Source organism: Dyadobacter sp. HNCC25DJ186 (assembly GCF_056895235.1).
In genome coordinates, this window is record NZ_JBXHAS010000004.1 from 410,095 (window position 1) to 422,323 (window position 12,229).

Annotated in this window: 9 protein-coding genes; 3 read left to right on the top strand and 6 right to left on the bottom strand. The window is 42.4% G+C overall.

Annotated elements, in window-relative coordinates:
• Nucleotides 1-15: 15 nt before the first annotated feature.
• The 3 genes from AC1XUO_RS15490 to AC1XUO_RS15500 form a co-directional block, all read right to left on the bottom strand.
• Nucleotides 16-3,084: a serine hydrolase domain-containing protein gene (locus tag AC1XUO_RS15490; RefSeq protein ID WP_483330694.1), complete on the bottom strand. Its 3,069-nt coding sequence runs from the start codon at nucleotides 3,082-3,084 to the stop codon at nucleotides 16-18.
• A gap of 206 nt (nucleotides 3,085-3,290) precedes the next feature.
• Nucleotides 3,291-3,998: an ATP-binding cassette domain-containing protein gene (locus AC1XUO_RS15495; RefSeq protein WP_483330695.1), complete on the bottom strand. Its 708-nt coding sequence runs from the start codon at nucleotides 3,996-3,998 to the stop codon at nucleotides 3,291-3,293.
• Nucleotides 3,999-4,020: 22 nt separating this feature from the next.
• Nucleotides 4,021-5,136 (bottom strand): acyltransferase family protein, encoded by a 1,116-nt coding sequence (locus tag AC1XUO_RS15500; RefSeq protein WP_483330696.1) that lies wholly within the window; start codon nucleotides 5,134-5,136, stop codon nucleotides 4,021-4,023.
• Between the two features lie 278 nt (nucleotides 5,137-5,414).
• Here AC1XUO_RS15500 and AC1XUO_RS15505 point away from each other — a divergent pair, with 278 nt between their 5' ends.
• The gene (locus AC1XUO_RS15505) at nucleotides 5,415-5,819 is read left to right on the top strand and encodes a hypothetical protein (protein WP_483330697.1); all 405 of its coding nucleotides are present in this window, start codon (nucleotides 5,415-5,417) and stop codon (nucleotides 5,817-5,819) included.
• Between the two features lie 149 nt (nucleotides 5,820-5,968).
• Nucleotides 5,969-6,172, top strand: a complete 204-nt coding sequence (locus AC1XUO_RS15510) for a hypothetical protein (RefSeq protein ID WP_483330698.1) — start codon at nucleotides 5,969-5,971, stop codon at nucleotides 6,170-6,172.
• A gap of 90 nt (nucleotides 6,173-6,262) precedes the next feature.
• Here AC1XUO_RS15510 and AC1XUO_RS15515 read toward each other — a convergent pair whose 3' ends face one another.
• The 3 genes from AC1XUO_RS15515 to AC1XUO_RS15525 form a co-directional block, all read right to left on the bottom strand.
• Entirely contained in the window at nucleotides 6,263-7,930 is a 1,668-nt protein-coding gene (locus AC1XUO_RS15515; RefSeq protein ID WP_483330699.1) for a complex I subunit 4 family protein, read from the bottom strand.
• Between the two features lie 60 nt (nucleotides 7,931-7,990).
• The gene (nuoL, locus tag AC1XUO_RS15520) at nucleotides 7,991-9,955 is read right to left on the bottom strand and encodes an NADH-quinone oxidoreductase subunit L (protein ID WP_483330700.1); all 1,965 of its coding nucleotides are present in this window, start codon (nucleotides 9,953-9,955) and stop codon (nucleotides 7,991-7,993) included.
• Between the two features lie 61 nt (nucleotides 9,956-10,016).
• Nucleotides 10,017-11,237: a serine hydrolase domain-containing protein gene (locus tag AC1XUO_RS15525; RefSeq protein ID WP_483330701.1), complete on the bottom strand. Its 1,221-nt coding sequence runs from the start codon at nucleotides 11,235-11,237 to the stop codon at nucleotides 10,017-10,019.
• Between the two features lie 253 nt (nucleotides 11,238-11,490).
• On the opposite strand from AC1XUO_RS15525, the gene AC1XUO_RS15530 reads away from it, so the two are divergent.
• On the top strand, nucleotides 11,491-12,213 hold the full coding sequence (locus tag AC1XUO_RS15530; protein ID WP_483330702.1) for a class I SAM-dependent methyltransferase: 723 nt from the start codon (nucleotides 11,491-11,493) through the stop codon (nucleotides 12,211-12,213).
• Nucleotides 12,214-12,229 lie beyond the last annotated feature (16 nt).

The following is a 12,229-nucleotide window of genomic DNA, read 5'->3' on the forward strand; positions in this document are numbered from 1 at the left end:
TACATTTGTAACTGATTAGTGAAGAATGCTTTTCCTTTCCAGAAGCGAAGTATATACTACATCGTGAATTCTGCGACGGGTACGTTGCGTGGTGATACTGTTGTTTTCAGGATCAGGATGAATGCGGTTTGACAAAAACACAAATACCAGATCTTCTTCCGGATCCATCCAGACGATCGAGCCGGTAAAACCGGTATGTCCGAAGGAATTAACTGAGGCCTGTGCCGAAACATAAGAACTATTTCCGTCTACCGGTGCTTTGTCCCAGCCAAGACCCCTGTGTTTTGACTCGTCATACATACGGGCAAACAATTGAACTGTGCCTGGCTGAAAGAATATTTTTCCGCCGTATCTGCCTTTCCACAAATCCATTTGAAAAAGAACCGCCAGGTTTGTCGCTGTTGAAAACAATCCGGCATGTCCTGAAACGCCGCCCAAAACGGCCGCCATCTGATCATGAACAGTACCTTGAAGCAGTTGATTACGAAAGCGGTAATCCTGTTCGGTTGGAGCAATTTGTTTTTCAGAAAACCGGCGCAAAGGATTAAAACCAGTGTAATTGAGTCCAAGCGGCTCATAAATATTCGTAGCCACGAAGGCATCCAAAGGCTGTGCCGTAATTTTTTCTACAATTTTCTGCAAAGTCAGAAAACCCAGATCGCTGTACAGATATCCATATTTTCCTGATTTATCTCTGGTGTTATTCATGGGCGATTTCACAACCCATTTCCAGACAGAATCACGCAGCGCAGGTTTTGCGAACAACCTTGGAGCTACCTGAAGATTGTAAATACTATCCGGTTTGGAACTATAATATTCAGGCAACAATCCTCCGGCACTGGTTTTTGTCCGGTCCCACAAAGTCGGATAAAAAGAAACCAGGCCCGAACGGTGCATCAAAAGATCCCGAATGGTGAAGTTTTGTTTGTTTGTTGCATGTAATTCTGGTAAATAATGAGAAGCGCGTTCATCCAGATTGATCAGTTTCCGATCATATAACAACATAATCGATTGCAAAGTCGCAGCCATTTTGGTTACCGAAGCTACGTCATAAATTGTTTCCGAAGTCACCCGGTCAGGCGTGCGATAGCTGAGCCCGCCGAATGATTTGTCATATACCACTTTTCCTTTTCTTGCCACAACCACCTGACATCCCGGAAAAATACGGTCATTTACCGCAGCATTTGCGATTTCATCAATATTTTTTAGCATTACGCTATTCATTCCGACGCTTTCCGGTGTCCCAAAACTGATCCGATTAATTGTCTCAGTTGCCACCCCATCACCAGCTTTATAGTTCGATACCGAAACCGGCAATCTGCCTTGCGAAGCTAATGCTCCAAAAATAATCTGCGGCACGATTTCCTGCTGGTCAGTTCCATCCTGATTGGCACAGATCAAAGCATCTGTGTCAGGAAAAAACTGGATGCTATATGGTGTACCAAACAGACAAAGTATCACCTTTTTGCCTTGCTGTTTCAATTGTCTGACAAACTCTGCTGAGCCAGACGAAACACCATAATTACGTTTTGGATTTGATGCGATGCCGTGTAAACCAACCACAACCGTTTCATAAGGCTGCAGATAATTCAACATTTCCGTTATCTGCTCCTGACTTGGCTCCTCCCAAAATGAATAAGGCCGGATTGGCTTATAGGTCATCAACATTTTTTGAAATACCGAATTCACCCCTTCTCCAATGCTCACCGCTGCCATATTCTGGCCTTCTATCTCCCTCACCGGCAAAATTCCATTGTCATTTTTGACAACCGTTACAGACGCCTCGCTGATTTCCCGGATTAGTTGTTTACTATCTTCTGTATTCAGGTCAGCATATAAATTATTGATATCAATGGGCTGATATTCCCCTAAACCAGACCAATATTTGGCCTGCAGAATCCGCTTTACTTTATCATCCAGAAATTTCTGCGAGATGGTACCCTGATTAAGTGCCTCTTTAATTTTGGTGATCGTTTCCGCAACATTTTCAGGATAAAGTAAAACGTCATTTCCTGCAATTAACGCTTTCAGGTTAACCTCGGCAGCACGCCCGGTTTTCAAAACACCACGCATATTCATCGCATCTGTAAACACAAGACCGCGGAAACCCATCTGTTTTTTAAGCAATCCGTTGATCACTTTGTCTGAAAGCGAACTTGCAAGCTGCGGGGTATTATCCAAAGCAGGAATGAACAAGTGTCCACTCAAAACGCCCATCAAACTGTCGGCAATCAGCTGGCGGTAAGGATAAAGATCCACTTCGTTGAGTTGTTGCTCTGTATGAGTCAGTACGGGCAGTGTAAAATGAGAATCGGCATCGGTATCACCGTGCCCGGGAAAATGTTTTGCAGTCGCGATCACGCCGTTGTGCTGTAAACCTTTCATGTAGGCCACTGCCTTGCGCGTTACGTTCTCTCGATCTTCACCAAAGGAGCGGATACCGATCACCGGATTATTCGCATTACTATTGATGTCAGAAACGGGAGCAAAATTTATCTGTATACCCAGGCGACGGCATTGTCTGGCAATATCGCTGCCCATGCGGTAAATAAGCTCATCATCCTGAACGGCTCCCAAGACCATTTGTTTTGGAAAAGAAATGGTACTATCCAGACGCATACCTAACCCCCACTCTCCATCAATACCGATAAAAAGCGGAACTTTGGAACGGGCCTGGTAATGATTGGTAAGCTGTGCCTGACGAACCGGGCCGCCCTGGAAAAAAATTAAACCTCCTAAATGATATTCGTCGATCAGTCGGTCAATATATCTGGTGGTGGATTCATCGCGGTTAGAGAAGGTAGCGACCATAAACAACTGGCCGATTTTCTGTTCCAGTGTAAGTGAAGACAAAGTACTATCTACCCATTGATTTTCAGGTAGAACCACCACAGGATCACGGCGATTTTTAGTCGTCGTTTTAACCTTTTTCTCTACCACAGGTTGTGTAATTTCAAAAAATGGTTCTCTGGCCTGTATCAATTTCCAGGCTACCGCAACGGTACTAAATACAACAAGAACTACAATACCTGCAACAATACGAAGACGGCTTCCCAACCCTTTTTCCATTTCTATTTCCGACATTTAAGAGGAAGTAATATTCAAGCAGTTCTCAGTCGTTGAGCTAAAATATTTTTTTGATAATCACAATAATAACAATTTCTAACAGTAAAAAATCCGGTTTTTAATTGTTTTAAGGCAATTCTAATTATTAGAGGGCTGTCGGCAATCGGCCGTCGGCTGTCAGACATTTAAGTTCTATCCACTAACAATTAATCCTTAACCATTATTCAGACGGTAAGGCTTCGAAAAGTTTCTTCAAGTGATTTACCAGTTTGTCTTAATGTTTCCAATGAACTGTCACTTACTACACGTCCTTTGTTGATGATGATCACACGGTCGCATAAGGCTTCCACTTCCTGCATGATGTGCGTCGAAAACAGAACAGTTTTGTTATGCCCCGCCGTCCGGATAAGCTCCCTGATTTCCTGTATTTGATTGGGATCCAGACCAGTAGTTGGTTCGTCCAGAATCAGTACCGCAGGATCATGCAGGAAAGATTGTGCTAAACCCACACGCTGGCGATATCCTTTTGATAACTGTCCAATCTTTTTTCTTTTTTCAACTTCAAGTCCGCAAAGCGCGATCATTTCCTCCACGCGTGTTTTCAATGACGCCCCCCGCATTCCATATAACTTTCCAGAAAATAATAAGAATTCACGTACATACATATCCAGATAAAGCGGATTATGTTCGGGCAGATAACCAATGGAACGCCGGGCAGGCATCGGTTGCTCGTTCACATCGAATTCTGCTACCGTCGCTGTGCCGGAAGTTGCATTTAAAAAGCCGGTCAGAATCTTCATCGTTGTAGATTTCCCTGCGCCGTTTGGGCCAAGAAAACCTACAATCTCCCCGGGTTTCAGGGAAAACGAAATCCCGTCCACCGCCCGCTGCGTTCCATATACCTTCGTAAGATTCGTAACCTGAATTGACATTATAAATTCAATGCGTGAATAATTAAACTTTCAAAAATAATTTATTTCTCCATAACAAATACATAAATGTCCATTGAACCATGATAAATGCAATCACACCGCCAACAGCCTGAACCGGTTCCGGGAAGAATTCGAGCGCACCGCCAAAAAGTGCTTCTGCCGTAAACTCAAAATTAATATACCGCCCGACCATATAAATCACGATCGAATTCATACCGATAACCACGAAAAAGAAAGTCCAGCGGCGGTAATTTAAGACATCGATAACCCAATAGAATAACGCAAGCAGAAGTGTACTACAACCACCAGCGCAAAGCACAAACGAACTCGTCCACAAATTCTTATTGATCGGAAAAACAATATTCCATACTTGTGATAGTATTAAACTTACGATACCACCTATCACCAAATAAAGTACTTTTTTATTTTGCGAAAGTTTTGCAGCGTCCGTACGTAGAATTTCTCCTGAAAATATACCCATCAGCCCAGTCGCGATCGCTGGAATTGTTGAAATAAATCCTTCCGGATCATGAATTTTAAGGTGCAGACGACCAGGAAGGATAAGTTTGTCCAGATAACTTGTCGGGTTACATTCCATCGTCATCATTCCGGGTTCGCAACCAGGGACAGGAAAAAACATCATAAATGCCCAATAACCAAGTAACAAACCAACAAACCATATCCAGCGACTTGTTTTTCCCGTATATAAATAAATAATCTGCGCAAACATGCCTGCCAGACCGATACGCCCAAGCACACTTGGATAGCGCATATTATGCCATTCGGTATGGAAAATCCCATTGTTATAAATGATACCCAAAAGTACCAGAACAATGCCGCGCTGGATTACCTTACGAATTAAATCAGAAGCAGGCACCCCTTTTTCCAAACGGCTTCCCAACGAGAACGGCGTTGAAACACCTGCCATAAAAAGGAAAGTCGGAAAAATTAAATCATAAGCGCGAAAACCGTTCCAATCAGGGTGTGTCAGTTGATGCGCAATCAAAACGGCCCATGACCAGCCGGTAACTTTGGCTAAAGCAGCAAAAATATCTTCGCCGCCTGAAATCCAAAACATGTCAAAGCCACGCAGTGTATCAAGCGACAACAACCGGTGTGAAGTAGAGCTTTCTTTCATTGAAAAAATTAGGGTATAGGAAATTAAATTTGGTACAAACGACGGATAATAAAAGCTTTTTTGGTTTCCGACATAAACACAACTACAATTACTGGATTCTTGGGCAAAAATACTATCAGTGATTTGCCGCGGCTGCTATTTTATTTGAATCGACATATTATGTACCGGAAAATGAAAGAAGTTTTTGGATATTCATTTTTTCAAGCCTGGTTTATATTCTTTGGAAACTAATCTTCGTTAGTAGCAACAACATTTCATTCCAAACAAAAAAGCAATCAATGAAAAAACTATTTTTTCTTTTTCTTACCCTAACAGGTTTATTTTTCACAGGATGCGCCACGTCGACGAACCAATCGTCAAAGGATTCTGAAGATTATGAGGAAACCTCCACAATCAATCCTAAGCTGAACAATAAGCGGCTGGAAAAAAATCTGGAAAAATTTGCAGCTGACCTTGATCTCACAAAAAGACAAGTTAAGCAGATTAAGAAAATCGAGAAACGCTACGCCCGGAAGGATAGAAAACTTTCAAAAAATGACGATGCCAAACGTCGTGATCATAACCAGCTTTCTCAGGCGAAAAGGGAGGAGATTTTGTATGTACTGACAAACGAACAGCAACAAAAACTGGAAGTTCTGGCCAAGAAAAACAGGTTCAGTCTGGACCGGATTTTCGGGAAATAGCACTACAATCGTGACTTCTATTGAAATTATTCGTTAAGTTCAATAGAGGTCATTTTTGAAATTATAAGATCATTACTTAAATTGATAAGTGATAGGCCAACTTTCACTTACTTCATTTCCACAATTTATCGAATGTAACCAATAAGATTATGATCGATTTACATCCAAAATACGCAACTAATGACGATGGAGAAAAACTCGTCATACTTTCTCAGAAGGAGTTTGATAGCATTATTGAAGCTTTGGAAGATCAGGAAGATCTAAGATTATATGATGAGGCAAAAAATGAAGATGACGGCACCAGAATCTTATTCTCAGATTTCTTAAAGAGCAGAGAATATAAAAGTGTCTGATTATACCTTCTAATTACTAAAATCAAATTTCCACCATCAATTTTCATCCTAAAAGCAATTCGTGAAAAATTTGTGTATTAGTGGCAAAAACTACTGCAACCGCTCCAAAAACGCCTGAACCGTAGGCCCGGTGATATCAAATAGCAATCCCGGTAAAATTCCAAGCAATACAGAAATAACGGCTAATGGCGTCAACAGTGCAATTTCGCGGGTTGTCAGATCGGTAAGCATGATTGAATCGTCGTTTTTATACCAGAACGTCCCGAAAAACATACGCTGGTAAGTCCAAAGAAAATAAGCGGCTGCAAGAACAATTCCCAAAGTTGAAAGTGCCGGAATCCAGACCGGCAAAGGTCCCGCCTGAAATGCGCCCATCAGCGTGAATAATTCTCCAACAAAACCTGAAAAACCAGGTAATCCCAAAGAAGCAAAAAAGGCAATTCCAGTCAGTATGGTATAACGTGGCATCGGTCCGATAAGACCCCGGTAATGATCAATTTGCCGGTCGTGAGTCCGGTCATAAATTATCCCGGCCAAAAGAAAGAGCATTGAAGAAAGTATACCATGGCTAACCATCTGATAAATAGCACCGTTAATTCCTTCCGCCGTAAAAGCTGCGACACCCAATAACACAAAACCCATGTGTGAAACCGAAGAAAAGGCAATCATCTTTTTCAGATCCGTTTGTCCCAAGGCATTAAAGCCACCATACACGATGGAAATCATACCGAGTATTGCCAACGGAACCATACTGTATTGCGCCTCAGCCGGGAAAAATCCATCGACAATCCGGATAAAACCATAACCTCCGATTTTTAAAAGAATTCCGGCCAGTACAACGGAAATAGGTGTTGGTGCTTCAACGTGCGCGTCGGGTAACCAGGTATGCACCGGGAACACCGGAAGTTTGACTGCAAAACCGGCAAACAAAAACCAGAACGCAAGCAGGCGAACGGGTATACCCATTAAAATAAATTCTGTTTCAGGACTTAAAATTGAACCTGGAATATAATTTCCGGCATCCGCCAGATAGACAAACCGGAAGGTATGAACCAGTTGATCCGGTGTTATTCTGCCATCCGCAAGCCATTGTTGAATTTGTAAAATAACATCGGTCTGTACAAGATCTTCAGTACCAACAATACCGACAGCGCGAGCCGTTTCCACCGGATCGATCACGGAAAGATATAATCCGATCATCACGATCAGAATTAACAGCGATCCGAAAAAAGTATAAATGAAAAATTTAAGTGCGGCATATTCTCTTCTTGGCCCACCCCATAAGCCGATTAGAAAATACATCGGCAACAGCATAAACTCAAAAAACAGATAAAACAGAAAGAAATCCTGCGCCAGAAAACAACCGATCACACTTCCGCTTAAAACAAGATACAACGCAAAATAAGCTCTGGTTTTCTGGCTGATACTCCATGAACTGATCATGCCAACGAACAATACAACAACGGCCAATATCACCAGCGGAAAACTGATACCATCTACGGCCAACGCATAATCAATCGAAACCACGCCAAGAGAACCAATTGGCAGCGTGATCCAGTCAACCGTTTCGCTTAACTGATATCCCGTATTTTGATTTTGAAAAAACAGAAATAAGGATAATCCGGTCAGTAATTCCAGTAGCAATACTGAAAGCGCAATCATCCTGAAATCACCGGGACGCTGCGAAGGCCAGACAGAAACCGCAACGGCTCCGAATAAGGGAATGGCAATCAGTAAGGAAAGTATATGGTCAATCATTATATAAACTGAAACAAAAATATATGAGATAAAAGAGCGCTGAACGCTCCAACTATTTTCCTATAAAACAGTAAGCCACAAAATCAGAAGTAAAACTCCCAAGGCGGTGACCAGGTAATAGGATTGTATTTTTCCATTCTGAAATCCACGAACCCCCTGACCCGCAGATTTAATTGTGAAAACAGCCAGCTTAACCCCTCCATCAACAATATTCCTGTCTCCCCAACTTAGTATATGTGCAAAAACAACACTCCATTTTGCAACACCATCCACAAAAGCATCGACGATCTGTGTCTCAAATTGTTTTAATCCTTTTGAAATAAAAGCAAATGATTTGATAAAAAATGCTTCTCTTGAAAATTCGTTAAGCCCGGCCAGCTTTTTCAATAAAGGAACCGAATTTTTAGCATTCCCTGCATAGATCGAGAATGGATCTTCGGCTTTTGTTTCGCGAAATGCCAGAAAAATGGATATCAAAGTTATACCCGTTGCCACAAAAGGTACCCAGAGAATATGGCCGAATTCTTCCGCTCCGACCAATTCTAAAAACCAGCCATGGGAAGCATCGAACGGATTCCAGGAAAACCAGATAAAAACGGAAAGTGATGCGAGCAAAGCCATAGGCCCCCACATCAATATGGGAGATTCGTGCGGATGAACCAATTTAAAAATCTGGTATCGTTTTTCTCCCAAAAAAATCAACCAAACCTGCCGCGTCATATAATAAGCTGTTATCCCCGCTGAAATCATAATGACAATTGGAAATAAATAAGCCCAAGCACCGTGTTTTTCTGCCCACAAAAATGCCTCTACAATAATCGCATCCTTTGATAAAAACCCTGAGAAAAACGGAAGTCCCGCCAAAGCCGACGAACAGATGACAAAACAAACAAAGGTAATCGGCAGATATTTTCTCAGGCCGCCCATCGTACGCATATCCTGCGGATCAAAAGTTTCGTCTGTTTCAGATGGCGTTACGGCGTGAATTACAGAACCTGCTGAGAGGAATAATCCGGCTTTGAAAAATGCGTGCGTTGCTAAATGGAACAGTGCCGTGCGCCAGCTTCCCAGCCCGACCGCAATAACCATCAGTCCCAACTGTGACATGGTAGAATATGCCAGTACGCGTTTAATATCCCAAACCTGCGTTGCTTTCACTGCTCCGATTACCATCGTAATGGTTCCGATGCAGGCAATAACAATTTGGGCTTCGGGTGTTAATAAGAAAGAAATTCTTGCCAATAAAAATATTCCGGCAGCAACCATGGTCGCTGCATGGATCAGTGCGGATACCGGCGTTGGCCCTTCCATGGCGTCAGGAAGCCAGCCAGATAAAGGAAACTGCGCTGATTTTCCCATGCAACCTCCAAAAAGGCATAAGCCAATCACGGTTAATATTCCGGGATCAAGTGACTGGATTGAAGTGACAAGTACCTCAAAGTCGGTAGAACCAATATAGTAAAACAGCATTAAAATTCCAGTCAGAAATGCGGCGTCTCCAATTCTGTTTAAGACAAAAGCTTTTTGTGCAGCCCAGACAGCACGTGGTTTGAAATACCAGAACCCGATTAAAAGGTAGGATGAAAGACCGACCAGCTCCCAGAAAATATACATAACCAGCAAACTTCCCGCCAGGACAATACCTACCATGGAAAACAGGAAAAGCTGAATGAAAGCAAAATAACGATGCAGATTCTTATCGCCATGCAAATAAGATATGGAATAAATCTGCACAAGTAAAGCCACAAAATGAACAATGATCAGCATAATTGCTGTCAGCTCATCGAACCGAAAAGATATGGTTATTTTTGTCTGGCCAACAAGCGCCCAATTGAAAGAAACAGTGTGCAGTGTGTCAATATCCGCATAAAAAAGACTTACTCCCAGTCCGACTGCCGTTATGAAAGCACCTAACCAACCCGCTGATTTGTTCAGGTTCTTTCCGCCAAGCCATAATACAAAAAATGCCAGAATCGGTAAACCCAGAAGTAAGGAAGCAGGTACGGTGTAATCAGTTTCTGACATTGAGGTGAGTATTCGTTTAGTCCGGCAAATATCCTGAATTACCGTCCGATTTCAAATTAAGCTAGAGATCTTTCTCAATATCTTCAAGCTTATCGCTTTCGCTGCCATGCAGCACAGTCAACAATTCTTTGATATCGTAAATATTTCGGTTGTATGAATTTCCCAGGATGATAATAACCGCCTCATCTTCCGGACATATCCAGAACATTGAATTATAACCTTTCCACCATCCGCCATGATAAATAAAACGGGTTGAATGATCCGGTTTCACATGCATCCGGAATCCATAACCATAATTTCTGATACCGTCGCGCTCGAAACTTCTTGGCGTCCATGCTTCTTTCAAAAGATTTTTATTGATCAGCAAACCGGAAGTCAGGCCGGCATAAAAACGGTAAATATCTCCTGTCGTTGAGTATAACCCCTTATCTCCGACAACATCATCATAATAATCCTTCGCCAGCATACGGCCATATTGGTGACCAACCGTTCTGTACATCATCGACGCTTCGGAAGTGTCAGTCACCAAAACGGTATTGTTCATGCCCAGCGGCGCAAAAATTTCATTGTGCAAATAATTGTCAAAAGACCCACCGGTCACCTTTTCGACAATTGCAGCCAGAACGCAATAGTTCGTGTTGCAATAATTAAAAGATCGCCCCGGTCTGTTGTATGGATGAGGGGTTGGAACCACTTTGGCATACCAGTCCATCACCGTCATATTGGTTGGAAATTTCTTCCCATGCCGAACACTATCCGGAAAAGAGTAAATATAATTTGGCAAACCGCTTCTATGACTCAGCAGCATATCCACTTTTACGCCGTGGTATGGAAAATCCGGAAAAAATCTTTGAACAGAATCTTCCAGGCTCACCTTCCCGTCCTGAATCAGTTTGAGCACCGCAACGGCCGTGAAAGGTTTTGACAATGACGCCAGCTGAAATTTGGAATGACTTTGCAAAGAATCTTTGTCTTTCAGATGCGCATAACCAAACGAGCCCTGGTAAAGCACTTTCCCTTTTTGAACGACCAGTACATTTCCGTTAAAACCCGCCCTTCTTTTCCTTCTGAAAATATCTTCGATTTGTGTTATTTTAAGAAGTGTTTTCGCATCCGGATCACGTATTTCCGTAGGATCCAGATTGGGGTTGGATTTGGCATTTCTCCTGAAATTGACCAGATCATGAGACCTGCTGTTACTTACCCAAACCCAGGAAAGCACGATTACTACTACGGCAAACAACGCCGCCCACCACATTTTCGGCTGCACTTTTTTCAACATAGGCTTTTGGCCATTAAATTTTTCAAACGTTCTATGCCAACGAAAATTCATCAGCATTTTTTATATTTTGTCTTATAATTTCAATCTAATCGTAAGCCGGCAATCCATTATATTGCTTTCTCGTTTAATATTAAAGCATATTCAAATTCGAGATTCCCAGGTTTACAAAGATATAAAACAGAAAGTAACGACCCTAACGCTGATTTAGATTGATTCCAAAATAACTTAGCACCATACATTTTAAAGAACAACAATGACGACTCCATTAAAAGAAAAATCGACAATCCAGGAGATTCAGACACGATTTGACAATGATGTCGATCGTTTTAGCAAACTTGAAACAGGACAGCAGGCAACGATCGATGCCCCGCTGGTTCTTGATCTGGTTGCTCAAACGGCGGCTTTGCATTTGAAACCTGATGATACAATTCTTGACATAGGTTGCGGAGCGGGCAATTTTACGCTGCGTGTTTTGCAGGAAATTCATCCGTTGGAATGCCATCTGGTCGATCTGAGCCAGCCTATGCTCACCCGGGCCAGCGAGCGCGTCGAAGCGGCAGGCGTTAAATATGTACAAACTTATCAGTCTGATCTGCGCGATCTGGATTTTGAAGAAAATACTTTTGATTGTATGCTCGCAGGCGCGGTTTTACATCATCTTCGCGACCATGAGGATTGGCAGGAAACTTTCGAGAAATTATATAAATGGCTGAAACCGGGTGGCAGGATTTACGTCTCTGATCTTGTTTCCTTTGATGAACCGGGCGTTAATAAACTAATGTGGGATCGGTATGGAGATTATCTTGAATCCTTAGGCGGTGTGGAATATAAAGACAAAGTCTTCGCTTATATCGATAAGGAAGACTCTCCGCGTTCGTTGCCGTTTCAGCTTGGTTTGCTGAGGTATGCCGGCTTTTCTCATTATGATATTCTTCACCGTAACAGCGTTTTTGCTTGCTATTACGGTGAAAAATAGTTTCAAAAAGCGCTGA